The 23,467-nt window shown below is 58.1% G+C and carries 21 protein-coding genes; 12 read left to right on the top strand and 9 right to left on the bottom strand.

Features of this window, described 5'->3' with window-relative positions; translation table 11 throughout:
• The first annotated feature begins 49 nt into the window (after positions 1 to 49).
• The 7 genes from infB (at position 50) to ABDK75_RS11650 (ending at position 9,512) form a co-directional block, all read left to right on the top strand.
• Positions 50 to 1,927 carry a translation initiation factor IF-2 gene (infB, locus tag ABDK75_RS11680; RefSeq protein ID WP_369826521.1) on the top strand — a complete coding sequence of 626 codons (1,878 nt, stop codon included), beginning with the start codon at positions 50 to 52 and terminating at the stop codon, positions 1,925 to 1,927.
• The gene (rbfA, locus tag ABDK75_RS11675; protein ID WP_046900027.1) at positions 1,924 to 2,343 is read left to right on the top strand and encodes a 30S ribosome-binding factor RbfA; all 420 of its coding nucleotides are present in this window, start codon (positions 1,924 to 1,926) and stop codon (positions 2,341 to 2,343) included. The genes infB and rbfA overlap by 4 nt, the downstream gene beginning before the upstream one ends.
• Positions 2,344 to 2,443: 100 nt before the next feature.
• On the top strand, positions 2,444 to 3,445 hold the full coding sequence (gene truB, locus ABDK75_RS11670) for a tRNA pseudouridine(55) synthase TruB (protein ID WP_202206348.1): 1,002 nt from the start codon (positions 2,444 to 2,446) through the stop codon (positions 3,443 to 3,445).
• The gene (rpsO, locus tag ABDK75_RS11665) at positions 3,405 to 3,674 is read left to right on the top strand and encodes a 30S ribosomal protein S15 (RefSeq protein ID WP_007283842.1); all 270 of its coding nucleotides are present in this window, start codon (positions 3,405 to 3,407) and stop codon (positions 3,672 to 3,674) included. The genes truB and rpsO overlap by 41 nt, the downstream gene beginning before the upstream one ends.
• Before the next feature lie 193 nt (positions 3,675 to 3,867).
• Positions 3,868 to 6,018 (top strand): polyribonucleotide nucleotidyltransferase, encoded by a 2,151-nt coding sequence (gene pnp / locus ABDK75_RS11660; protein ID WP_211497697.1) that lies wholly within the window; start codon positions 3,868 to 3,870, stop codon positions 6,016 to 6,018.
• A gap of 64 nt (positions 6,019 to 6,082) precedes the next feature.
• Positions 6,083 to 7,501 carry a nitronate monooxygenase gene (locus tag ABDK75_RS11655; RefSeq protein ID WP_346005964.1) on the top strand — a complete coding sequence of 473 codons (1,419 nt, stop codon included), beginning with the start codon at positions 6,083 to 6,085 and terminating at the stop codon, positions 7,499 to 7,501.
• 1 nt (position 7,502) lies between these two features.
• Positions 7,503 to 9,512 carry an FUSC family protein gene (locus ABDK75_RS11650; protein WP_346005963.1) on the top strand — a complete coding sequence of 670 codons (2,010 nt, stop codon included), beginning with the start codon at positions 7,503 to 7,505 and terminating at the stop codon, positions 9,510 to 9,512.
• 8 nt (positions 9,513 to 9,520) lie between these two features.
• Here ABDK75_RS11650 and ABDK75_RS11645 read toward each other — a convergent pair whose 3' ends face one another.
• From ABDK75_RS11645 to ABDK75_RS11615, 7 genes are all read right to left on the bottom strand, one after another.
• Entirely contained in the window at positions 9,521 to 9,943 is a 423-nt protein-coding gene (locus ABDK75_RS11645) for a hypothetical protein (RefSeq protein ID WP_086634011.1), read from the bottom strand.
• Positions 9,940 to 10,872 carry a VOC family protein gene (locus ABDK75_RS11640; RefSeq protein WP_346005962.1) on the bottom strand — a complete coding sequence of 311 codons (933 nt, stop codon included), beginning with the start codon at positions 10,870 to 10,872 and terminating at the stop codon, positions 9,940 to 9,942. Before ABDK75_RS11640 ends, ABDK75_RS11645 begins: the two co-directional genes overlap by 4 nt.
• 108 nt (positions 10,873 to 10,980) lie before the next feature.
• Entirely contained in the window at positions 10,981 to 11,400 is a 420-nt protein-coding gene (locus tag ABDK75_RS11635) for a DUF1489 family protein (protein WP_046900021.1), read from the bottom strand.
• 28 nt (positions 11,401 to 11,428) lie between these two features.
• Complete coding sequence (locus ABDK75_RS11630; RefSeq protein WP_099210770.1) at positions 11,429 to 12,511, bottom strand: nucleoside hydrolase; 1,083 nt, start codon at positions 12,509 to 12,511, stop codon at positions 11,429 to 11,431.
• A 35-nt stretch (positions 12,512 to 12,546) separates the two neighbouring features.
• Positions 12,547 to 13,698 carry a radical SAM family heme chaperone HemW gene (gene hemW / locus ABDK75_RS11625; protein ID WP_346005961.1) on the bottom strand — a complete coding sequence of 384 codons (1,152 nt, stop codon included), beginning with the start codon at positions 13,696 to 13,698 and terminating at the stop codon, positions 12,547 to 12,549.
• Positions 13,695 to 15,722, bottom strand: a complete 2,028-nt coding sequence (locus ABDK75_RS11620) for a potassium transporter Kup (protein ID WP_064273768.1) — start codon at positions 15,720 to 15,722, stop codon at positions 13,695 to 13,697. The genes hemW and ABDK75_RS11620 overlap by 4 nt, the downstream gene beginning before the upstream one ends.
• A gap of 99 nt (positions 15,723 to 15,821) precedes the next feature.
• The gene (locus ABDK75_RS11615) at positions 15,822 to 16,556 is read right to left on the bottom strand and encodes a YggS family pyridoxal phosphate-dependent enzyme (protein ID WP_099210766.1); all 735 of its coding nucleotides are present in this window, start codon (positions 16,554 to 16,556) and stop codon (positions 15,822 to 15,824) included.
• A 21-nt stretch (positions 16,557 to 16,577) separates the two neighbouring features.
• Here ABDK75_RS11615 and ABDK75_RS11610 point away from each other — a divergent pair, with 21 nt between their 5' ends.
• The 5 genes from ABDK75_RS11610 to ABDK75_RS11590 all read left to right on the top strand — a co-directional run bounded on the left by ABDK75_RS11610 (position 16,578) and on the right by ABDK75_RS11590 (position 20,842).
• A complete protein-coding gene (locus tag ABDK75_RS11610) occupies positions 16,578 to 17,918 on the top strand; it encodes an RsmB/NOP family class I SAM-dependent RNA methyltransferase (protein ID WP_211509366.1) in 1,341 nt (446 codons plus the stop codon).
• Between the two features lie 362 nt (positions 17,919 to 18,280).
• Positions 18,281 to 18,463, top strand: a complete 183-nt coding sequence (locus ABDK75_RS11605) for a hypothetical protein (protein WP_317214740.1) — start codon at positions 18,281 to 18,283, stop codon at positions 18,461 to 18,463.
• A gap of 230 nt (positions 18,464 to 18,693) precedes the next feature.
• Positions 18,694 to 19,053: a GntR family transcriptional regulator gene (locus tag ABDK75_RS11600; protein WP_080951414.1), complete on the top strand. Its 360-nt coding sequence runs from the start codon at positions 18,694 to 18,696 to the stop codon at positions 19,051 to 19,053.
• Complete coding sequence (locus ABDK75_RS11595; RefSeq protein ID WP_046900013.1) at positions 19,050 to 19,925, top strand: ABC transporter ATP-binding protein; 876 nt, start codon at positions 19,050 to 19,052, stop codon at positions 19,923 to 19,925. Before ABDK75_RS11600 ends, ABDK75_RS11595 begins: the two co-directional genes overlap by 4 nt.
• The gene (locus ABDK75_RS11590; protein ID WP_346005960.1) at positions 19,922 to 20,842 is read left to right on the top strand and encodes an ABC transporter permease; all 921 of its coding nucleotides are present in this window, start codon (positions 19,922 to 19,924) and stop codon (positions 20,840 to 20,842) included. The genes ABDK75_RS11595 and ABDK75_RS11590 overlap by 4 nt, the downstream gene beginning before the upstream one ends.
• A 50-nt stretch (positions 20,843 to 20,892) precedes the next feature.
• On the opposite strand, the gene aroE is transcribed toward ABDK75_RS11590, so the two are convergent.
• Together aroE and ABDK75_RS11580 are read right to left on the bottom strand one after the other, a co-directional pair.
• The gene (aroE, locus tag ABDK75_RS11585) at positions 20,893 to 21,753 is read right to left on the bottom strand and encodes a shikimate dehydrogenase (protein WP_346005959.1); all 861 of its coding nucleotides are present in this window, start codon (positions 21,751 to 21,753) and stop codon (positions 20,893 to 20,895) included.
• Between the two features lie 114 nt (positions 21,754 to 21,867).
• Positions 21,868 to 23,466: an ATP-binding protein gene (locus tag ABDK75_RS11580; protein ID WP_346005958.1), complete on the bottom strand. Its 1,599-nt coding sequence runs from the start codon at positions 23,464 to 23,466 to the stop codon at positions 21,868 to 21,870.
• Position 23,467 lies beyond the last annotated feature (1 nt).

The following is a 23,467-nucleotide window of genomic DNA, read 5'->3' as shown; positions in this document are numbered from 1 at the left end:
CCCACGTAAGAGCCCGGGCGGCAATGACCGTCGTAGCGGTCGCATCGACGTGCGCGCAGCGATTGAAGGCGATGACGGCAAAACCCGTTCGCTGGCTTCAGTTCGCCGTCAGCGTGATCGTGAGCGTCGCCAGGCTGAGCTTGAACGTCTTCGTTCTGATCAGGTGCGCGTTGTGCGTGACGTAATTGTTCCGGAAACCATCACGGTAGCCGAACTGGCCAACCGTATGGCGTCCCGCCAGGGTGATGTCATCAAGTCGCTCATGAAAATGGGCGTCATGGCGACGGCAACCCAGAGCATCGACGGCGATACTGCTGAGCTGATTGTCGAAGAGTTCGGCCATCGTGTGAAGCGCGTTGCTGAGAGCGATGTGGAAATCGGCATCAAGGGTGTTGAAGATCGTCCAGAAGACCTTGCACCGCGTGCTCCGGTCGTGACCGTTATGGGTCATGTCGATCACGGCAAGACGTCTCTTCTGGATGCACTCCGCTCTGCTGATGTGGCTGGCGCCGAAGCCGGCGGTATCACGCAGCACATCGGTGCGTATCAGGTCACGGCACCTTCTGGAAAGAAGATCACCTTCATCGATACACCGGGTCATGAGGCGTTTACGTCCATGCGTGCTCGTGGTGCATCCGTGACGGACGTGGTCGTTCTGGTGGTTGCGGCCGATGACGGTGTCATGCCGCAGACGATCGAAGCCATTAAGCATGCCAAGGCTTCGAACGCCCCGATCATTGTCGCCATCAATAAGATGGACAAGCCCGGCGCCAACCCAACCCGTGTCCGTCAGGAACTTCTGAGCCATGAAATCGTGGTCGAAGATATGGGCGGTGATACGCAGGATGTCGAAGTCTCGGCACTGAAGCGTACGGGGCTGGACAAGCTGGAAGAAGCTATTCTGCTTCAGGCTGAAATGCTTGATCTGAGAGCCAACCCGGATCGTATGGCCGAAGGTACGGTGATCGAAAGCCGCCTTGATCGCGGACGTGGCCCAGTAGCTTCTGTTCTGGTTCAGAAGGGCACACTGCGTCGCGGCGATATCGTTGTCGCTGGTGCAGAGTGGGGACGTGTTCGTGCGGTGCTCGATGATCGTGGCCGTCAGCTCAAGGATGCTGGCCCATCCATGCCTGTCGAGATTCTCGGCATCGCAGGTGTTCCGGGTGCAGGTGAGCCGTTCGTTGTTGTTGAAAACGACGTCCGCGCTCGTGAGATCAGCGAATTCCGTCAGCGGACCATCAAGGAAAAGCAGGCTGCGACGCAGGTTGCTGCCCGTGGCACGCTCGACCAGATGCTGGCTCGTATTCAGGCCGGTGATCAGAAGGAAGTTGCCCTTCTTATCAAGGCGGACGTCCAGGGTTCTGCGGAAGCAATCTCCACGACAGTCCAGAAGCTGGCTCATGAGGAAGTTGCAATTCGCGTCCTGAACGCCAGCGTCGGTCAGATCACGGAAAGCGATATCCAGTTCGCCAAGGCTTCTGATGCCATCATCGTGGCGTTCAACGTTCGTGCGACGACGCAGGCTCGTGAACTGGCGCAGCGTGAAGGTGTGGATATCCGCTACTACTCCATCATCTACCAGGTGGCGGACGACGTAGAGCAGCTCGTGAAGGGCAAGGTTGCGCCCAAGCATCGCGAGAAGTTCCTGGGCTATGCGGAGATCCGTCAGGTCTTCAACATCACGAAGACTGGCAAGGTCGCTGGTTGCTATGTCACCGAAGGCCTCGTCAAGCGTGGCTGTGGCGTGCGTCTGCTGCGTGAGAACGTGGTCATCCATCAGGGTGAACTCAGCCAGCTCAAGCGCTTCAAGGACGACGTCAAGGAAGTGGCTCGTGGGTATGAGTGCGGCCTTTCCTTCGCAGGTTACAATGATCTGCGCGAAGGCGATGTCGTCGAGTGCTACGAGATGGAAGTGATCCCGGCTTGAGCTCACGTTCCAGAAATGACCTGAAAGGCCCGGCCGGCGTTGTTGCCCAAGGGCCGAGCACTCGCCAGCTTCGGGTGGCAGAAGAGGTTCGCCGGACACTGGCGGACATCTTCGCCCGCACGGAGTTTCGTGATCCTGACCTGCTGGATGTTCGCATCACGGTTACGGAAGTTCGGGTTTCCCCGGACTTTGGTCACGCGACAGTGTTCGTGACCCGACTGGGCCGGAGCGATGTGGAAGAAGTTCTTCCTGCTTTAAAGCGGGTTTCTCCCTTCCTTCGCTCCGGGTTGGCCAAGGTGCTTCGACTGCGAAGTGTTCCGGAAATTCATTTCCAGCCAGATACGGCGCTGGACAATGCGATGGAACTGGATCAGCTCTTTCGTTCACCGGAAGTTAGCCGAGATCTGGAAGACTGATTTTGCACAACACCTCTGGCCTTTGGGTCAGGGGTGTTTTTGCATTTACAGGTCAGACTGGTCTATCAGCGCCCGATCATGAGTGAGGGATGCTGGACCAGTGGCAAGAAAACGCGGACGCGAGATTGACGGATGGCTGATTCTCGACAAGCCGCTTGGCCCAACGTCTACGGACATGGTCAATAAACTGCGTTGGGAATTTGACGCGAAAAAAGCGGGCCATGGCGGCACGCTCGACCCCTTGGCCTCGGGCGTCCTGCCGATCGCATTTGGCAAGGCCACACGAACGATCCCCTATATTATGGATGCGACAAAGCGTTACCGCTTTACCCTTTCTCTGGGGGAAAGCCGCACAACCGATGATCGCGAGGGAGAAGTTCTTGCGACGTCGGTTCATCGTCCAACAGATGACGATCTACGCGCCTGTCTCCCTGCTTTGACGGGCGATGTGATGCAGATTCCCCCCGTGTTCTCTGCATTGAGAGTTGGTGGAAAACGGGCTTACGATCTTGCGCGTGCTGGCCGTCCGCCAGAGCTTCCGCCACGCCCGGCCCGGATAGATTCGATAACGCTGGTAGAGCGTCCGGATGCGGATACTGCGGTTTTTGAAGTGCAGTCTGGCAAGGGCGTTTATATGCGGTCTCTGGCGCGAGACATCGCTCTTGCGTGCGGAACGGTGGGGCATATTTCTGTCCTGCGTCGAACGAAATGCGGGCCGTTTGATCTGTCCCATGCCATGACGATTGACGAGATAGCACTGGACAAATCGACTCAAACTGTGGACAACGCCGATGCTCTTCCGGCTCCTCTGCTGGATGTAGCGACCGCGCTGGTCGACATCCCGGCGCTGGCCGTTACCGAAGCGGAGGGAAGAATATTGATCTGGGGCCAGTCTCTTGACCCCTCGGATCTCACATATTCTCTGCCGGCCGTGTCACAGGAGGGAGACCATCTGTGGCGTGCGATGATCGGAGAGCACGTGATTGGCCTGTGTCAGATCCGCGATGGACGGCTCAGGGCAGCACGGATGCTGGAAAACCACGAGTTTTTTGGAGAACACGATGTCGATTACTGCAGAACGCCGCACGGCTCTGATCGCTGAATACCGCCAGAACGAGACCGACACGGGCTCGCCGGAAGTTCAGGTTGCGATCCTGACCGAGCGCATTGTTAACCTGACCGAGCACCTGAAGACCCACAAGAAGGACTTCCACTCCCGTCGTGGTCTTCTGATGATGGTCGGTCAGCGTCGTAGCATGCTGGACTATCTGAAGCGCAAGGATCAGGCTCGTTACCAGAGCGTGATCGAGCGTCTCGGCCTGCGTCGCTGATACGTCGTCCGGGGGCTTGCCCCCGGACACCCCTGCCATCGGTCTTTCCGGGGGTGGGGTGCGCGACCGGCGTTTCAGGCCACATGGTGTCGTGCCGGGGGCTTCCCGCCACCACCGCCATGCCGTCCGAAACGCTGCTCCGTCACCTGCCGGATGTCCAGATGATGGCTCGTTCCTAATCTAGGAGAACGATATGTTCGATTATTTCCGTAAGGAAATCGAGTGGGCCGGACGCCCGCTTATTCTTGAGACCGGCAAGATTGCCCGTCAGGCTGACGGCGCTGTCATGATCACCTATGGTGACACGGTCGTTCTGTGTACGGCTGTTGGTGCCAAGAGCGTCAAGCCGGGACAGGACTTCTTCCCGCTGACAGTCAACTACCAGGAAAAGGCTTACGCCGCTGGCAAGATCCCAGGTGGGTTCTTCAAGCGCGAAGGTCGTCCGTCTGAAGCAGAAGTGCTGAATGCACGTCTGATCGATCGTCCGCTCCGTCCACTGTTCCCAGACAACTTCCGCAATGAAGTTCAGGTTACAGCTACGGTTCTGAGCCATGACATGGAAAACGATCCGGCGATCGTTTCCCTGATCGGTTGTTCTGCCGCCTTGACGCTGTCTGGTATTCCGTTCTTCGGTCCGGTTGCTGCTGCCCGTATTGGTCGCATCGATGGCAAGCTCGTCGTGAACCCGACGCTGTCCGAAGTTAAGGACAGCACGCTGGATCTCGTTGTGGCCGGTACGTCTGAAGGCGTGCTGATGGTTGAGTCCGAAGCCAGCGAGCTTTCGGAAGAGACCATGCTGGAAGCCGTGACCCTGGGTCACACGTCTTTCCAGCCTGTGATTGAAGCCATCATCGCTCTGGCCGAACACGCAGCCAAGGCTCCGTGGGATCTGCCGACGCTGACGAAGGAAGAGATTGCTCTTCGCAAGCGCGTCGAGAAGGTCGGCAACAAGCTGATGGCCGATGCCTACAAGGAGCGCGTCAAGCAGGCACGCTACAAGAAGGTTGCTGAAGCCAAGGACCGCATCAACGAGATTCTTGCTGAAGAAGGTCTCGACGTTGAGCTGGCCAAGCCGATGCTCAAGGAGCTGGAAGCTCAGGTTGTTCGCGGCACCATTCTCAAGACCGGTATCCGCATCGACGGCCGCGACCTGAAGACGGTTCGCCCGATCCTTGCAGAAGTCGGCATCCTGCCGCGCGCCCATGGTTCTGCCCTGTTCACCCGTGGTGAAACGCAGGCTCTGGTCGTTGCAACGCTTGGCACGGGCCAGGACGAGCAGATCATTGACGCGCTTGAAGGCGAGTACCGCTCGAACTTCCTGCTGCACTACAACTTCCCTCCGTATTCGGTAGGCGAGTGTGGTCGTATGGGTTCTCCGGGCCGTCGTGAGATTGGTCACGGCAAGCTGGCATGGCGTGCGCTGCATCCGCTGCTGCCGTCCAAGGAGCAGTTCCCATACACGATGCGTGTCGTCTCCGAGATCACGGAGAGCAACGGCTCCTCATCCATGGCAACCGTCTGCGGTACGTCCCTGGCGCTGATGGATGCCGGTGTTCCGCTGCCGCGCCCGGTTGCTGGCATCGCAATGGGCCTGATCAAGGAAGATCGTGGCTTTGCAGTTCTGTCCGACATTCTGGGTGATGAAGATCATCTGGGTGACATGGACTTCAAGGTTGCCGGTACGGATCAGGGCATCACGGCCCTTCAGATGGACATCAAGATCACGTCCATCACGCCGGAAATCATGCAGATTGCCCTGGAGCAGGCTCGTGGCGGTCGTATCCACATCCTCGGCGAAATGGCCAAGGCTCTGACGGAAGGTCGTACGGATGTGTCCGGCAATGCGCCGAAGATCACGACGATGTCCGTGCCGAAGGAAAAGATCCGCGATGTGATCGGTTCCGGTGGCAAGGTGATCCGCGAGATCGTCGAGTATTCCGGTGCCAAGGTTGACATCGGGGATGACGGCACGATCACGATCGCTGCTTCCAATGACGAGCAGGCCCAGAAGGCTATCGCCCGCATTGAAGGCATCGTGGCTGAGCCGGAAATCGGCCGCATCTACGATGGTAAGGTTGTGAAGACGGCCGACTTCGGTGCGTTCGTGAACTTCCTTGGGCCGCGTGATGGTCTGGTGCACATCTCCGAGCTGACGCAGGGTCGCGTTGCCAAGACGTCCGACGTTGTCCAGCAGGGCGATGCCGTGAAGGTCAAGGTCATCGGTTTTGATGACCGCGGCAAGGTGAAGCTGTCCATGCGGGTTGTCGATCAGGAAACTGGTGCCGATATCACGGAGAGCGTGGGGGCCAAGGCCGGTCGTCCGCCCCGTCGCGACGCCGAGTGAGTCCTCGGGCGGGGCTCGCAAGGCCCCGCCTTTTTTGTGTGAGTATCGGAGACATCGAGTCCCCATGAAGTTGATCGACACCCTTCGTTTTGGTGGTCAGGATGTTCTGCCTCTCGTCGAGGGGGGCAAAGGTGTTTCTGTCTCCACCGGTACTTCGGCAGGTCATTGGGCCGCTGCCGGCGGAATTGGAACCATTTCCGCCGTCAACGCTGACAGCTACGACGAACAGGGGCGTCCTGTTCCCCAGATTTACCACGGACGGACCCGCCGTGAACGGCAGCGCGAACTGATCCGCTACGCCATCGATGGCGGTATTGCCCAGGCGAAGATTGCCCGTGAGATCTCAGGTGGCAAAGGACGCCTCCATGCCAATATCCTTTGGGAAATGGGCGGCGCCGAAGAAATTATCGAGGGTATCCTTGAGGGCGCTCCGGGCGTTATCAATGGCCTGACCTGTGGTGCAGGCATGCCGTATCGCCTGTCTGATATCGCGATCAAGTACGGCATTCCCTATTACCCGATCGTATCTTCAGGGCGTGCTTTCAATGCGCTCTGGCGCCGTGCGTACAGCAAGGCGCCGGAACTGCTGGGTGGTGTGGTGTATGAAGATCCGTGGCGCGCGGGCGGCCATAATGGTCTCTCCAACACGGAAAACCCGTTGCACCCGGAAGATCCGTTCCCGCGCGTGCTGGAGCTTCGTCGGGTCATGCGTCAGTATGGTCTGGATGAGACGCCTATCATCATGGCCGGTGGCGTCTGGGCTCTGGAAGACTGGCAGGACTGGATCGGTAATCCGGATCTGGGGCCGATTGCCTTCCAGTTCGGAACGCGCCCTCTGCTGACGAAGGAAAGCCCGATTCCGGAGGCCTGGAAGCGCCGTCTTCTGACGTTGAAGAAGGGGGATGTTTATCTGAACCGCTTCTCTCCGACCGGCTTCTATTCCTCTGCTGTCAACAACAGCTTCATGCATGACCTGCGAGGCCGCTCGGAGCGTCAGGTTGCGTACAGCCCCGAAGCCACGGCAGAGCTGGATGCGTCTTACGGCGTCGGTGCACGTAAGCGCGAAGTGTTCGTGTCCTCGACGGACCGTCAGCACATCTCAGGTTGGGAGGCCGCGGGCTTCACCGAGGCGCTCCGTACCCCTGATGATACGCTGGTTTTTGTCACCCCTGACAGTGCCCGTGAAATCCTGGCTGACCAGACGAACTGCATGGGCTGCCTGTCGGCATGCAAGTTCTCCAACTGGATGCAGCGTGAGCCCTACACCAACGGTCAAAAAGCTGATCCGCGGTCTTTCTGCATCCAGAAGACGCTTCAGACGATTGCGCATGCTCCGAATGATGAGCATGCGGATGACGTGGTTGACCACAACCTGATGTTTGGTGGCACGAATGCCTGGCGCTTCGGAACTGATCCTTTCTATGCGAATGGATTTGTTCCTACAGTTGGTCAGCTCGTGGAGCGTATTCTGACAGGACGATAACATGACGGTGCGTGATCCACTGGCGCGACAGGCTTCATTGAACCGCACCCGTCATCTGACTTTCCTGTCACAGTTTCTGGCCCGCCATTCCGTTCCCCTCAGCCCGGAGCAACTTGCTCCTGCTGAGGGTGTCCGGGCGGCCCTTGCAACGGTTGTTGCCCTTCTTCCCGCTCTTTATTTTCATCAGGCTGTTTTTGCCTGGGCTGCTTTTGCAGCATTCTGGTGCTGTCTGATTGAACCCGGTGGCACACCGCGTGAGCAGATGCGCATCCTCGGCATCTTCACGGTTGCGGGTGCGGTACTGGGCGGTGTGACGTCCCTGATTGCGACATTCCCGTACTGGGGGGTCATTCCCTGGCTGATCGTGACGGGCCTGTTCGCAGGGCTGGCGCGTGCCTTAGTCCCCAGCATGGCACTCCTCTGCGCGTTGCTGGGTTGCGTCATGCTCGCCGGGATCGGGTTTCCGGCACATTCATTCAACGACGCCCTGACGATTGCGCTCGCCTTCGGTGGCGGTGGTACATGGGCGATCGTGCTGTGCCTGATCCTGTGGCCGCAGCATCCCTATGCGCCTGCACGGCGGGCTGTTGGCGGCTGCTATCAGCTTCTTGCCGTGATGGCCGGAGAGTTGGCCGCAGGTCGCCTTCAGGAGACGGTTCATCGCCAGACGATCCGCACGGCCATTGAGCGGGCGAGAGGCGTTGCCCTTCAGATTGATGCAGGCCATGCCAGTTACAGTATGCGTGGTCGCCTGATTGCCTCTCTTGCCGGCGCAGAACGTCTTTTCACGGCGATGCTCGCTGTTGAGCATCTTGTTGAAACGCGCGGACTGGATTTTGAAGCACGAGGAACGCTCGCAGCATTTTCGGCGCTTTGTCAGCATGCCAGTGAGGCTGCTTTGTCGCCGAATCCCGATCTGAAGCGACTTTCCGGAGAGGCTCTCGGTTTAGCTGATCGTATTCGTGTGCGGTCTGGCACGATCGGAGAGTTGGTGGCGACCAGTGCACGGACGCTGGGCACGCTCGCGGATGGTCTGGCTGAGAAAGCCCGGCTCCCTTTTGATGCTGATGCGCCCAAGCACGTTGCCCGGCTGACGCCTGTGATCTGGCGTCATGCCCTCCGGATGGTCGTTGGTCTTCTGGGGACTTATCTGGCAACGCAGTGGCTTGGCCTGAGCTATGGCTTCTGGGCTCTTGTGGCCGTACTGCTTGTTATCCAGCCCTCCGGCCAGACAACTCTGGTGCGGGCTCTGGAGCGCGTTCTGGGAACAATCGGCGGGGGTGTTCTGGCACTTCTGGCGACGCCGTTCCTGCCGGGGCCGACAGAAATGATGGTCGCGCTTGCGTTGTTCGTGATTGGCGCGATTGCCATGCGCGCGGTCAACTATACGCTTCTGGTCCTGTTCCTGAGCGCACATTTCATTATCGTCACGGAAATGACGATGCCGTCTGATGGTGTCGCTTGGCTCCGTATTCTGGATAATACGCTTGGCAGCCTGATTGGCCTTGGCTGCGCTTTTGCACTTTTCCCCCAACGGCAGACGCAGGACATGGACGGTCTGTTGCGCGCCGCGATTGTGGGGAACATCCGTTATCTGTCCGCCGTGCTGAATGGCAATGATACGGTTTCTACAGATCGTACGCAGCGTCAGGCAGGGATTGACACTACACGGGCGGAGTTTGCCCGTGGCTCGCTTCCGCTTCTTGGTGGGCTTTCTGGTGTGGGACCGGGGGCAGAGCGCATGCATGCCTTGTTACGCGCGCTCAGAAGCCTGAGCGGAGAAGTCACGCTGCTTCGGTTTGATATGGCTGCCGGTTTATGTGCGCCTGATCCTCACACCGGCCAGTTCTGGAAGGAAAAGGCCGAAGCTCTTGAAGCACGAGAGCCCCTCGCGGAAATTGCGGGGCAGCTTGAGAGTGGTGAGATCATGTCGAGCATTGCGGCGCTGAAGCGTTCTGATCGACCCGTTGCCAGTGAAGAAGCTCAGGGACCGGTTCTCTCCAGCCCCTGAGCAGGGTGTCAGTGGCGTCCACCACCACCGGGGCCACCGTGACCGCCGCCACCATGTCCGCCCCCTCCAGGGCCTCCTCCGCCGCCCGGGCCTCCGCCATGGAAGCCACCGCCGCCGGGGCGGCCACCACCAGAGAAGCCTCCGCCCGGACGACCGCCTCCTCCGGGTCTCCCTGGGGGTGGGCCACCCCCAGGTCGGCCGCCACCGCGGTATCCACCTCTCCAGCGGCCGCCTCCGGCCGGTCCGACAGCATAGCCCGGTCCCCAGCCGCCCCAGCCACCGCCGCCCCAGCCAGTGTTGTAGTAGCTGCCGCCGTAGCCACCCCCGCCATAATATCCGTCGTAGCCGTCATAACCAACGCAGCCTGACAAAAGCGGGACGAGGAAAAAGGCGCCCATGAGGGCCAGTGTGCGAGATAAACGTCTGATCATTTTGCGTCCCCCGATGCGTTGGGGTCATGCCACTCCATCAGCCCGAAGGCCGCGCCTGCAGGGTCGGCGATAATGGCAATGGTGGTGTTCTGCCGGTCTGGATGGGGCTGTACGAGAATTGTCCCGCCAAGCGTTACGGCTTTCTGGGCCGCAGCATCCACACTGTCCACCTGCACGAAGTTCATCCAGCGTGCGTGTGCCCCTTCCGGGAGGCGAGCGGGGAGCGGATTAATTGTAGCGCGCGCGAAGGATTGGGATTCCAGCAAATAAGCCGTGCCACGCTTGGCGTCCTGAACTGCTTCTACCGTATATCCAAACAGCTTCTGGTAAAATCCAGCTGCTGCGTAGGGATTGTTCGTCAGCAGGGCGCTCCAGATCCAGGTTCCCTGAGCGGGTGGCGTCTCAACATCCGGCTCGTCACCTGCGCTGGAACGGAGTGCGGCGAACAGGCCACCCTGCGGATCTGCGAGGACAGTTTCGTGGCCGCGTCCTTCAACCATTTGAGGTTTGAAGAGAATATGGCCGCCCCAGATTTTCGTTGCTTCTGCGGCCGCTTTTACGTCTGACACGGAAATGAACGGGAGCCAAAGCGGGTCCCCATGATGTGCCATGCGTGGAAGCTCGACCAGGCCTGCGACTGGCGCTCCGTTCACCAACGCCTGTGCATATTGCCCTTTTGAAACGGGAACGTCCTGAAAGGTCCACCCCAGAAGCGAACCGTAAAAAGCTTTGGCGCTTTTGAGGTCTGGCGTTGTGAGTTGGGCATAGACAATTTTGCCCGGCAGGAGTTGCGCCTTTGACGGTGCACTGGCGGTCGCAGGTGCATCAGCGGCCTGAAGCGCAGGAGCCGCACCCAGGCACAGACTTCCGGCCAGAAACAAGGATGCGTGACGCAGTCTTTTGCGAGAAATTGAATGGAACGGAGGCAAGGAAAATCTCCTTCAGGGCAGGAGAGAGCCTGCAATGCAGTCTCGGCGTTCAGGCTGAACGCTTGAATGACTGTATTGTTCCATATCGGCCCTTTTGAGGGAGCGTTTTCAGATTAAAGCGAGTTCTGCCAGCTCTCTGCGGAGTTGAGGCGGAAGATCAGCAACCCCATCACTGCCCGCCGACTGGCCGAGATCAGGGGGCGCATCTTTTGGGTCCAGATATCGCCATCCCTGAAAGGGGCGCATGGTGCGGGGCTGAACGGGGATGATGTCGTCTGAGACTACAATCAGCGTTCCTTCCGTCCCATCCGGGCGACGGCAGGCTTCAAGCCCTATGATGGGCTGACGGCACAGAATCATGCCGTCCATCACGCGATAAAGAGAGCCGCCGTCCAGGACTTCGGCTGCACGCTTGGGCATTGTCCGCGTGGGGACGGCGCCATGACCGTTCACACGCGGGTGCTGCATGCGCTCACGCAGCACTTCGATGGTCGGGCAACCGACGGCCAGCTTAATGATGTTCAGCATGTCGGGTGCCCTTCCGGAAAGTCTGGTGTCAGTGCGTTCCCATGGCATTCTGAGCCTGGGCGACGAACTCGTTGATAAAGCGCTTCGTATCCACGGACTGGACGATTTTCACCTTGCGAAGGCCCATTCCCTTGGGTGCAGTCGCATCCGGCCAGACATGCGCGTGTCCGTAATCCATGCCGGGTGCCGTGTTGATGTCCATATAGGCATCGACAGACTTCGTAACCAGATCTGGCTCTACAGCAATTGCAGAGGTCAGTTCATCCCACAGCGGAAGTGGGCCGTAGAACTTCTGAAGATACTCCGTGACCGGCGTTTTCTTTTCCGCGATGCGGTTCATTAGTTCATGCGTCATCATGACGTCGTTGGAGACATTGCCGACGCATGTGATGGCAGCCCATGGCGCGGTCAGTGTGATGTGGGCTGCTTCCGGATCGCCGATCATGTTGAAGTCTGAGGCAAAGTCCGCATTGCCTGTGATGGACATCATGCTGGAGTCCAGCAGGCCACCCATGAATACAAGCTGCTTGGCCGTAGCGGCAAAGGTGGGGTCCAGACGGATGGCAAGGGCGAGGTTGGTCAGAGGACCTGCCGCGATGATCGTGACCTGATGCGGGTGATCATGAACGGCCTTGATCAGCACCATCGCCGCGGGGAGCGGATCGACGGCCATGTGTGGTGTGCCTTCGGCCATCTTGCCGAGTGCGGGCTGTGTCTCTGGAGTGTGGTCAATGGAGCCCAGACCACCCCATGCGCCCTTCCAGGGAATGGTGCCGTACTGCTTCTCACGAAGCTTCGTTGCCGCCACGGTGTTGACGAGTGGCATGGTAGCGCCATCCGCTACGGGAACCTGGGTCTGCTTTGCGATTTCCAGGAAGCGACGGAGATGCGCGGATTCAGCATTCTCCCAGTCGTCGCCGATCGTCACGGTCAGAGCCAGAAGATTGACGTTTTCGCGGTTGAGCAGCGGGATGACGGACTGGATGTCTGAGCCGCCTGGGCCGAGATAGTCGTTATCCTGAATATAATATCCCGGAGCCACAGGGGCAGCGGACGCAATGCCGGTCAGAGCGCAGGCAGCAAGGAGGGCAGAGAGAATGGATCGGCGCATGGTCTCGTCCTGTTAATTAACGCCCGATCATGCCTTCATGTGACCAATCTTGCCAGTAATGCTTCAAGACGAAGTCTTCCTTCGTCCGTTGCCTTTAGAATTCCGCCGTCACGGGTGAGGTAGTTTTCTTCCAGACAAGCCTCAAGCATGAATGGATCGACGCAATTTTCCATCGGTCTACCCGTGCGTTCGGCAAATCTGGCTTCATTGATGCCTTCAGACAAACGCAGCCCCATCAGAAGCGCTTCCCGGCCACGTTCTTCCGCAGACAGAAGGGTTTCGTCCGTACTGCCAGAACCGGTTCTTTCAACGCGGTCCGCCCAGGGTTCAGGGGCGCGGTGACGACGGGTTGCGTAAAGCTCTCCATCCAAAGTCAGGCGACCATGTGCGCCGGGGCCGACGCCGATATAATCGGCGTAGCGCCAGTAGGTCAGATTGTGGCGGCTTTCCGCGCCGGGCCGGGCATAGTTAGAAATCTCGTAGGGCAGCAGGCCGTGTTTTGCGGCCGTATCGCCCGTGAGGTCATAAAGGCGCGCAGCGTCTTCGGCATCCGGGAGCTTCAGCTCTCCACGCCGGTGAAGGGCTTCGAACTTCGTGCCGGGTTCAATCGTGAGCTGATAGAGCGACAGATGATCCGCCACCAGATCCAACGCGGTGGACAGTTCATTTTGCCAGTCAGCATCGCTCTGGCCGGGGCGGGCGTAGATCAGATCAAACGAAATGCGCGGAAACAGCGTGCGTGCAATTTCGAGTGCACGAATGGCTTGTCCCGAGGAGTGTTCTCGACCGAGCATCTTCAGGGCGTCGTCGCGAAGGCTTTGCACGCCGAGCGAGACGCGGTTTACGCCAGCCTGACGGAAAGCCGCAAATTTTCCGGCTTCGACGCTGGTCGGATTTGCTTCTAGCGTAATTTCCAGATCCGGCTCGGCATCAAAAAGCTGATGCGCATCTTCGATAAGAGCTGCGACCGTTTCCGGAGCCATCAGGGACGGTGTGCCGCCACCGAAGAAAATGGAGCGGAGTGGACGGCGGCCAAGACGGGCCGCGTCATGCGCCAATTCACGACGCAAGGCTGCGGCGAAGCGCTTCTGCGGAATTTCATCCCGGACGTGGGAATTGAAGTCGCAGTAAGGGCACTTCGCCAGACAGAATGGCCAGTGAATGTAGAGAGAAAGAGGTTCGGTCAAATTGCAATCCGGACGCCAAACTCCACCACGCGATCAGGCGGGATACGGAAGAATTCCGTGGTCGAGGCAGCATTACGCAGGAGAAGCAGGAACAGCCACATCCGCCAGAGCTGCATCTTGGGAACGCGGGAGCGAACCACAAGCTCGTGGGACGTGAAATACGAGGCCTGAATGGCATCAAATGCCACACCAAGTGCCTTCAGCTCCATGAGCGCACGCGGCAGGTTTGGCATTTCCATGAAGCCGTAGCGGACGATCACGCGATTGATGTTCGGCGCCAGTTCCTGAACGATCGTGCGGTGCCCGCGCTCGGCTTCCGGCTGATCAAGGTTCTGCACGGTCACGAACATGACATGCTCATGCAGGACCTTGTTGTGCTTCAGATTATGCAGCAGCGAGTTCGGGACCACATCCGGATTGGCCGTCAGGAAGACAGCAAGGCCCGGAACGCGGATGGTGCGGGACTGCGGCAGGCGGGCCAGGAACGAGGCCATGGGCATGGAGTCAGCCTGCTGCTTGGCGGCAATCAGGCCACGTCCGCGCTTCCAGGTGGTCATGACGATGGTGCTGATAATACCGATGGCGAGTGGGACCCAGCCGCCATCCGGGATCTTCAGGACGTTGGCAGAGAAGAACACCGCATCCACGACGAAGAACAGTCCGAACACGGCGCCGACGGCAGCAGCACTCCACTTGAAGGTGCGGCGGAATACGACCATTGCCAGAACGCAGGTGCACAGGAACGTACCGGTCACGGCGATGCCGTATGCAGCGGCCAGTGCAGCGGAGGAGCGGAAGGACAGGACCAGTACCAGTGCGCCGAAACCGAGGATCCAGTTCAGGGACGGCAGGTAAATCTGTGCTTCTTCTGAGGCATTGGTGTGCACAATGCGGGTACGGGGCAGGTAGCCAAGCTGAATGAGCTGGCGGCAGAGTGAGAAGCTTCCCGAAATTCCGGCCTGAGACGCAATGACGGTTGCGAAGGTGGCAAGGATCAGAAGCGGGATCTGCGCCCAGTGTGGCCCGAGATGATAGAACGGGTTGGCCAGTGTTGCCGGATCATGGATCAGCAGAGCCGCCTGGCCGAAATAGTTCAGGGTGAGGGATGGCAGAACGAAAAACAGCCATGCCTTGCGGATCGGGGCCCGGCCAAAATGGCCCATGTCAGCATAAAGTGCTTCTGCACCCGTCACGGACAGCACGACAGATCCCAGCGCGATAAACGACAGGTAGCCGTGCAGGACAATGAATTCGAGGGCAAAGGTTGGAGACAGCGCCAGCAGGATGTGCGGGTAAAGCAGAATCCCGCGGACACCGAGAATGGCCAGAACGGTGAACCAGAGCACCATGATCGGCCCGAACGCCTTGCCGATCTTGCCTGTTCCGAGGGCCTGCGCCGCAAAGAGTGCGACCAGAACCACCATCGCGATCGGGATGATGACATGGCTGGCAGAGGGAACGGCGATTTCGATGCCTTCAACGGCAGAAAGCACCGACACGGCCGGCGTAATGATGCTGTCCCCGAAGAAAAGACAGGTGCCTGCAATGCCGACGAGACCGAATAGCCATCGGAATTTCTGGGATTTGCAGACGCGCTGGGCGAGGGACATCAGGGCAATGATGCCGCCTTCACCGTCGTGGTCTGCCCGCATGATGAGGATGACGTACTTGAACGTCACGATCAGCATAAGTGCCCAGAACGTTAGACTGGCCAGTCCCATGACTTCCCAGGCTGCTGCCGGATGCTTGGCAGAACCTACAATGCCGACGGAAGACTGAAGGGCGTAGAGCGGGCTCGTTCCGATATCGCCATACACGACACCCAGAACAGCCAGAAGCGCCCCAAAGCCGCCGGGCTTCTTGTGGCCGCCAGCGCCCTCTGTGTCACCGAGTTCAGAAGTGTTTCCGTCTTTGTGCGCCTGTTCGATGGTCTGAAGGACTTCGCCGCTGTCCACCGGAACCCCGGCGCCGGGGTAAGGAGGGGAAGCGTGATCGCCGTCGTGTTCTGGCATCGGTGGTTCCATTTACGGGCATCGCAGGAAACCATCGCCTCACAGGGATGTGTCGAAGCGTGGTCTATTCCCCCTCATGACAAGATTTCTTACAGGGATGCAAGGTGCGCGTTAGGATCCGGTCATGGGGCGGGAGCCAAAAATGGCACTTCCAACCCTTACAAGGGTGGCGCCTTCGGCAATGGCTGTCTCGAAATCGGCCGACATGCCCATGGACACCACGGGGAGTCCGTGGCGCTGTGCAAGCTGTGTCAGGAAGTGGAAATGTGGAGCGGGATCTTCATCTTCTGGCGGGATACACATCAACCCACGCACCTTCGCTCCAAAGCGCAGCATTGAGGCCTTGATGAACGCGTCGGCTTCATCGCGGGGGATGCCAGATTTCTGTGGCTCGTTCCCTGTGTTGACCTGAATGAGCAACTCCGGAAGGCGGCCTGTCTTCTCTGCAGCCTTTTCCAGCGCATCAGAAAGGGCGGGGCGATCCAGAGTCTCGATCACATCTGCGATGCGACAGGCATCTACGGCCTTGTTGGTCTGGAGGCCACCGATGATGTGCAGACGCAGGTCTGGCCAGGTCTCACGAAGCGCTGGAAATTTGGAGGCTGCTTCCTGAACGCGGTTCTCACCAAAGACGCGCTGACCGGCCTTCAAGGCCGCTTCCACGGCATCCTGCGGATGAAATTTGCTGACGGCAACGAGGCCCACATCCGTGGCAGGGCGGCCTGATGTTTCGCAGGCCTGAATGATGCGACTACGGATGGCGGAGAGATTTTCTGCAATCTGATCGGACATTGCGGCAGAAGACTCCATTGCGTCCGGCGCCGCAAGATGCGATTTCGGCAGCATGCGAGAGATCAACGCCCGATAATGACACAGAATACGCCCCCTCGCGGCTCCGGCCGTCCGAAGAACCCGTCCGCGTCCCGCCAGGGAGGACGCCGTCCGAAGCCGGGACAGGAGCGACGCCCCAGTCCAGATCCGACACGTGATCTTGCCTTCGACATTGTCTGCGGTGTGGTTGAACATCGCCGTATGCTCGAAACGACGCTGGACCGTGCCGGGCCGATGGACCCGCGGGATCGTGCTTCTGCGCATCGTCTGGCGGCAACAACGCTGCGGTACATGGGGAGCATGACTGAAATTCTTCAGCCGATGCTGCGCCGTGAACCGCCCGAACCTGTTCGGTGTGCGTTGCTTCTGGGTGTGGCGCAACTGTTGCATCTGGAAACGCCGCCGCATGCAGCGGTAGGCACGATTGTTGACCTGCTGCGTCGTCGCGGTCTGGCGCCTTTCGCCGGGCTGGCAAATGCTGTGCTTCGGCGTGTGGCGCGTGAAGGGCGTGATCTTCTGGAAGGGCTCGATGACGCCAGACTGGATGTTCCGGCGTGGTTGTGGAGCGCCTGGGGCCATCGCGCACGATCCATTTCCCGCGGACTGCATCGTGAGGCGCCGCTGGATCTGAGCCTGCGCCCGGGGGCAACGGTGCCTGAAGGTGGCGATGTCCTGCCGACGGGGACTGTGCGTTATCCGGCTGGGACACGGATTGCGACAATGGAAGGCTTCGAAGAGGGGCAGTTCTGGGCACAGGATGTGGCTGCTGCCATGCCTGTGAAGCTTATGGGGGATGTCGCCGGGAAGACGGTGATTGACCTCTGTGCGGCCCCAGGAGGCAAGACGGCTCAGCTTTCTGCTGCCGGCGCAGATGTCACGGCCATCGAAAAGGAAGAGTCCCGCGCAGTTCGCCTGCGTGAGAACATCACCCGGATGCGCGCAACCGCTGAGACGATTGTTGCAGATGGCTTGAAATGGCGCCCGAAAGCGCCGGTTGACGCGGTGCTGCTAGATGCGCCGTGTTCAGCAACAGGGACGTTCCGCCGTCATCCGGATGTGCTGTGGATCAAACGCCCGCGTGATGTCACGGCATTGGCGGAAGGTCAGGACGCGTTCATTGACGCAGCGCGTGACATGCTGAAGCCGGGTGGCATGCTGATGTATGCCGTCTGCTCTCTTCAGGACGAAGAAGGTCCGGATCGCATCGCAGCCGCGCTTGAACGCGGGGGCTGGAAGCATGTGCCGTTCACGGATGAAGAACTGGCGGACATGGCGATTGCCCGGACGCCGGAAGGATTTTTCCGAACACATCCCGGTCTCTGGTGGGATCGGGGCGGAATGGACGGCTTCTTTGCCGCCAGATTAATCCGCGTTTGAGAATTAAAGCCTGCCTGATTTTCAGGCAGGCTTTTTTTTGCGTTCACTCCGAAAATACCAATATTTTAGAAATAATATGCAAAATACTTTCGTGCGAAGGTTGCCCGCTCAACCTGCGAATATTTACCGCGAAATCGTACCTCAATGCATAGATGGAGAGCCTTTTGGGTCTTTATCAAAGTGCGCTTGTTTCCTCTAAGGACATGAAAACAAACAGAATAATTTTAACGGACATGCGCTTTTGTAGCGTCAAATTCTTTTATAAATTTTTTTTATAAATAGGTTTTCATGATCCAAAATATCTAATTCTAATATTTTTTTTAAGGAGTATGGTCCGAAAAAAACAAGAAGAGGACGAGAAAATGACAAAAAATAAGGCAGTAAAACCAGTATTTGCTCTGGCATTTATTCCATTGTTTCTGGTGATGTCTGCATGTTCTGGTAGCGGATTCTCCGATTCTTCTAAGAATAATGAAAAATTTTCTCAGACGATTGAGAATATTTCACCGTACGGAAATACAATTCCAGATCGCGCCATGTTCTGATCTGCCAGCATGGCTGGATCTGAGGTTTTTTAGAGCGTCATCTCTTGGGAGATGGCGCTTTATTTTTGTCCAAACCTGAAAGGACCTGACCTGCGGCTGGAGACGTCGCGGGCAGGCCGGTGCGGAAATCTCCTTGCTTCCGATTTGGTGATATAGTTATGTAAATCACCAGAACAGAAATGAGGCGTACGAAATGGAGTCCCGGGCAGAGAGATTTGAGGAGGTGTGTTGTGGATGGTGCGTGGAATGAGAGCCAGCCGATCTATCAGCAACTTCGGGACAGGGTGGTCGGCATGATGCTGGATGGTGCTGTCGCTGAGGGTGATGCGATCCCGTCGGTTCGACAGGTTGCAGCCGAATGTCAGGTGAATCCTTTGACCGTGATGAAGGCGTATCAGCAGCTTTCTGATGAAGGGCTGGTCGAGAAGCGTCGTGGTCTTGGACTGTTCGTGGCGCAGGGTGCGCTGGCGCGTCTTGGTGAGAGCGAACGTCAGAAATTCCTGACGGAACAATGGCCGGAAACGCTACGGACAATCCGTCGTCTTGGTCTCAGCCTGGATGATCTTCTCAAAGAGGGAGATGTCGCATGATCTGTATTGAAGCACAGGGTCTGCGAAAAGTGCATCGCGGCGGCAAAGGTGTTCTGGGCATTGACCTCAGTATTCCATCAGGCCGGATTGTTGGGCTGATCGGACCGAATGGCGCAGGCAAGACGACGGCTCTGAATGCCATTCTGGGCCTTGTCCCTTATGAAGGTTCTCTCAGGGTTCTGGGGCGTGATCCCTGGCGTGAGCGCGAAGCGATGATGCAGGATGTCTGCTTTATTGCCGATGTGGCTTTGCTGCCGCGCTGGATGAAGGTCTGGCAGGTTCTGGACTATGTCGAAGGCGTTCACCCACGGTTTGACCGGAGCCGGGCGGAGCATTTTCTCTCCCGGACAGACATTCAGAAGCGTTCCCGCGTGCGGGATCTGTCCAAGGGTATGGTCGCGCAGCTTCATCTGGCGCTGGTTATGGCCATTGATGCCAAGCTGCTGGTGCTTGATGAGCCGACGCTGGGGCTGGACCTGCTGTATCGTCGCGAATTCTACATCACGCTTCTTAATGATTATTTTGACCATGACCGCACCATTCTGGTGACGACCCATCAGGTCGAGGAAATCGAGGATATCCTCACGGATGTGATCCTGATCGGGGATGGTCGTATCACGTTGCAGGACAGCATGGAAAATCTGGCGCAGCGTTTCGTGGAACTGAAACCCAGAGCGGAGACTTCGGACGCTGCCCGACATCTGGGGCCGATCAGTGAAAGGCTCATCATGGGGCAGCCGATCATGCTTTTCGATGGTGTGCCGCACAGTGAACTGGCGCCCCTTGGCGAAACACGCCAGCCGCGACTGGCCGATCTGTTTCTGGTGCTGATGGGACAGAACCGTGGGAACAGGAAAGGGGCAGGGGCATGAGCGAATATGGAAAAATGACGTGGCCGCTGAAGCAATACGTCTGGTCTGTCAGGCGAGAGCTTTGGGGAAACCGGTTTTTGATACTTGGCCCCTTGGTAATGGTTTGTCTGCCGTTGGTTCTTCTCTGCTTGCAGCTGCACACGAGCCACCTCAAGGTCATAAAAGGGACGGCAGAAAGTGTTCCACCAATCCTGATGTTCAGGATCACTGCGGAAATGCTGTTTGGGATCGCCAATGTCGCAGCCCTGACGGTGGGGTGCATCTATGCGCTCGGTACGTTCTATAATGAACGGAAGGACCTGTCGGTGCTTTTCTGGAAGTCTCTGCCTGTCTCGGACCGATTGAGTGTGGCGGCCAAGGCGAGTGTTGTGCTTGCGATCGGCCCTCTTTTGTCGCTGTTTTTAAGCTGGGTGGCGACGGTCGTTCTTATTGTCGCGACTGCACAGGCATACGGAATTTCTCCGGTGGGTCTGGCAGAACAAGCCAGTGTAGGTCATCTGATGATTGATGATGTTGCCTATATTGTGCTGAATACTCTGTGGTGGTTACCGATTTATGCTGTTCTGTTCCTGGTCTCAGCCAGTGTCAGAACCGTGCCTGCCGTGTGGGTATTAGGGGGACTGGCGGGTCTCTATATTGTGGAAGCCATTGGTCTGCGTACGAACCGTATTACGGGCATCATATGGGACCGCTTTTTGCATTTTCCCGGGACTGGCTTCCACGATGCCCAGATGAAGATCATCGCCACCCAGTCTGATGGGTTTGATGTACAGCATACGCCAACAGATAAGATCGTAACCGGACATCTGGACTTTCTAGCCCTGTTTTCGATGCCGTCACTTTGGTGGGGTGTGTTGCTGGCGGCGGTCTGTCTCGTTCTGACAGTCTGGCTGCGTCGCCGGGCAGAGCCTATCTAGGCAAAATATAGAACCCTCCGTCTGTGTTCCAGACGGAGGGGCCTCGGAGGTCAGTCTCCGGATGATTCAAAAATTTCTTCCAGTGTCTGGGCCATCACGTCTCCATCGAGCGTTTTGCCCAGCCAGATCTCAACACCAATCAGGCCTTGGTTAACCAGCATTCCCAAGCCATCGAGGGTTGTGCAGCCTTGCGCGTGGGCTTCCTGAAGGAAGCGTGTTTGCGGTGGGTTGGGAATGACGTCCGCAACAATCTGCCCTTTGGTCAGGCTTTGGATGTTCACAGGAGGAATCGCCTCCGGGTCACCAAGGCCGATGGATGTGGCATTAATAATGATATCTGTGCCTTCGGGAACGGAAACGTCGCCTTCCCAGGGCTTGGCTTCGGCATCTGCGCTTGAGTTGTCACGTACGAGCGCAGCAATGGTCTCGGCTTTCTTGACGTCACGATTGACGACGGTGAGATGGGCGACGCCGGCCAGTGCCAGTTCAACGGCAATCGCACGTGCAGCTCCACCTGCACCAAGAAGGAGAACGCGTTTCCCGGCTGGATCTGTGATCTCTTTCAAGGAAGCCAGAAACCCCTTGCCGTCCGTGTTATGGCCCGTCAGGCGCCCGTCTTTGATAGCGACGCAATTAACTGCCCCGATCAGTTTTGCTGACTTATCCAGAGCATCGAGATGCTCCAGAACCGCGACCTTATGGGGCAGGGAGCAGTTGAACCCGACCCATTCCATGGCCTTGGCACCTTTAACGGCGTCAGCGAGATTGTCTGCCTTGACGTCACAGTTGATGTAACGCGCGTTCAGCCCTTCATGGATGTATGCGGCTTCGATCATGGCGACAGTCGGATTGTCTGCGCATGGTGTCGAAAATGATCCTGTCAGAATGCTGCGAAAGTTCTGGTCACTCATGCCTTGGCTCTCCTGTGTTGGGGCGTCCCTGACATAGAAAGACATGCTGACCAGATTGGAACCGCCTTTGAGCGGTTCAGGCTATGGATGGCAGAGAAGTGATGAGGAGAGAGGCTACGCCGCTAGTGTGATGATCGTCCGCAGGCCACCTTCGCCACGGTTCTGAAGGCGCACGTCGCCGCCCTGTGCCCGCAGGATTGTCCGGGCGATGGAAAGTCCCAGGCCGGTGCCACCTGTTTCACGATTGCGGCTGGTTTCGATCCGCACAAAAGGTTCGAAAACCCGTTCAAGCTCGCTCTCGGGAAGGCCGGGGCCATCGTCCTCAATGATGATGCGGGCAGTGCGATCTTTTTCTTTCTTTTTTGTCGGTGGAATGAGCGTGACATGCGCACTTCCACCATATTTCAAAGAATTGAGAATGAGATTGTTCAGCGCGCGCTTGAGTGCCACGGACCGTGCCTGAATGCGGACTGGCTGCATCGGCAACTCATAGACAAGCGCGTCTGCCTGATCCGGATGGCTTTCGGCTGCTTCATCCATGATGGTTTGCAGCAGGGTGCGCAGATCAAGGAAGACAACCTGCTCATTAGATGCGCTGTCACGACCGAAAGCCAGTGTGGCGGCCACCATGGCCTCCATTTCATCAAGATCCGCCAGAATCTTGTTGCGCAGTTCATCATCGTCAATGAACTCGGCGCGCAGCTTCAGTCGTGTGATGGGTGTGCGCAGATCATGCCCGATCGCCGTGAGCATGAGCGTTCGATCCGAGACGAAACGACGGATCCGCATGGACATCGTGTTAAAGGCAATAGCCGCCCGACGGATCTCTGATGGGCCGTTTTCCGGAAGAACCGTTGAGCTGTTCACGTCCCGGCCAAGCGCTTCGGCAGCGGTGGCTAGCGTCGTGACGGGGGCGATCAGACGACGTGTAGCCCAGAGGATCAAGGCACCTCCGAAGAGGGACATCATCAAAAACGCAATGATGAATGTCGGCGCTTCGAAGGGGTTGGGCAAGGGCATGACGTAACGGATGACAAGCCAGCACTGACCATCTGGCAACAGCATCGACGTGGAATGTGTACGAAGTTCCTGCCCGGCCCAGACTTCCAGTGGATAAAGGGATGAAGGCAGGAACGATCCGCGCATGAAAGGCGGGATTTCCCGATATCCTTCGCGGCCACCCAGTCCCGGCCCGTACCATCCTTCGGGGCCGCCTTCATGAGGGCGGTCAAAGTTCCGTTCGTCAGGGAAAGGGCCGTGTTCCGGAGCGCCAGATGGATGTTCTTCACCCGGCGGGGCTGCTCCCGGAAGGCCCGGTTCAATCATCCCTCCTGGACCAAACGGAGCCCCGCCCGGACCGAAGCCCGGCGGCGGTGCATGAAATCGCCCCTGAGAGAGCCCCCCGGATGCGAAAAAGGGGAGCGGGATTTTATGGCTATGGATTTCCTGATCCGGCGTCGGAAGCAGCAGAACTGTTGTGTTCGACGGGATGTGCAGGTCGTCTATGGCGTTCTTCCGGTCTTCCGCCTTTGTTTCCGCAATCGTGCGGTAAATGGAAAAGACCTGGATCTGATAGTCATGCATCTGGCTGCGTTCAGCCAGATCAAGGCGGTCAAGCGCGTGGATCCCCAGTCCCGCAAGTTCAATAACGCCCAGCCCGACAATCAGAAGCAGGCTGGTGCGGGCGACAAGGGAACTGGGAAAAAAGCGCACG

It is taken from the genome of Gluconobacter sp. OJA, assembly GCF_039638325.1.
In the GTDB taxonomy this organism is placed as follows: domain Bacteria; phylum Pseudomonadota; class Alphaproteobacteria; order Acetobacterales; family Acetobacteraceae; genus Gluconobacter; species Gluconobacter cerinus.
Note: the sequence above shows the minus strand (reverse complement) of the source record. Positions and strands in the feature narration are given on the sequence as shown.

What these genes read in the sequence shown, in the direction of transcription:
- ABDK75_RS11605 (WP_317214740.1), top strand. Translation starts at nt 18,281, where the DNA reads ATGACAAAAAATAAGGCAGTAAAACCAGTATTTGCTCTGGCATTTATT.
- ABDK75_RS11655 (WP_346005964.1), top strand. Translation starts at nt 6,083, where the DNA reads ATGAAGTTGATCGACACCCTTCGTTTTGGTGGTCAGGATGTTCTGCCT.
- ABDK75_RS11635 (WP_046900021.1), bottom strand. Translation starts at nt 11,400, where the DNA reads ATGCTGAACATCATTAAGCTGGCCGTCGGTTGCCCGACCATCGAAGTG.
- ABDK75_RS11645 (WP_086634011.1), bottom strand. Translation starts at nt 9,943, where the DNA reads ATGATCAGACGTTTATCTCGCACACTGGCCCTCATGGGCGCCTTTTTC.
- aroE (WP_346005959.1), bottom strand. Translation starts at nt 21,753, where the DNA reads ATGAGTGACCAGAACTTTCGCAGCATTCTGACAGGATCATTTTCGACA.
- ABDK75_RS11595 (WP_046900013.1), top strand. Translation starts at nt 19,050, where the DNA reads ATGATCTGTATTGAAGCACAGGGTCTGCGAAAAGTGCATCGCGGCGGC.
- ABDK75_RS11620 (WP_064273768.1), bottom strand. Translation starts at nt 15,722, where the DNA reads ATGGAACCACCGATGCCAGAACACGACGGCGATCACGCTTCCCCTCCT.
- pnp (WP_211497697.1), top strand. Translation starts at nt 3,868, where the DNA reads ATGTTCGATTATTTCCGTAAGGAAATCGAGTGGGCCGGACGCCCGCTT.
- ABDK75_RS11615 (WP_099210766.1), bottom strand. Translation starts at nt 16,556, where the DNA reads ATGCTGCCGAAATCGCATCTTGCGGCGCCGGACGCAATGGAGTCTTCT.
- ABDK75_RS11590 (WP_346005960.1), top strand. Translation starts at nt 19,922, where the DNA reads ATGAGCGAATATGGAAAAATGACGTGGCCGCTGAAGCAATACGTCTGG.
- rpsO (WP_007283842.1), top strand. Translation starts at nt 3,405, where the DNA reads ATGTCGATTACTGCAGAACGCCGCACGGCTCTGATCGCTGAATACCGC.
- ABDK75_RS11630 (WP_099210770.1), bottom strand. Translation starts at nt 12,511, where the DNA reads ATGCGCCGATCCATTCTCTCTGCCCTCCTTGCTGCCTGCGCTCTGACC.
- ABDK75_RS11610 (WP_211509366.1), top strand. Translation starts at nt 16,578, where the DNA reads ATGACACAGAATACGCCCCCTCGCGGCTCCGGCCGTCCGAAGAACCCG.
- ABDK75_RS11650 (WP_346005963.1), top strand. Translation starts at nt 7,503, where the DNA reads ATGACGGTGCGTGATCCACTGGCGCGACAGGCTTCATTGAACCGCACC.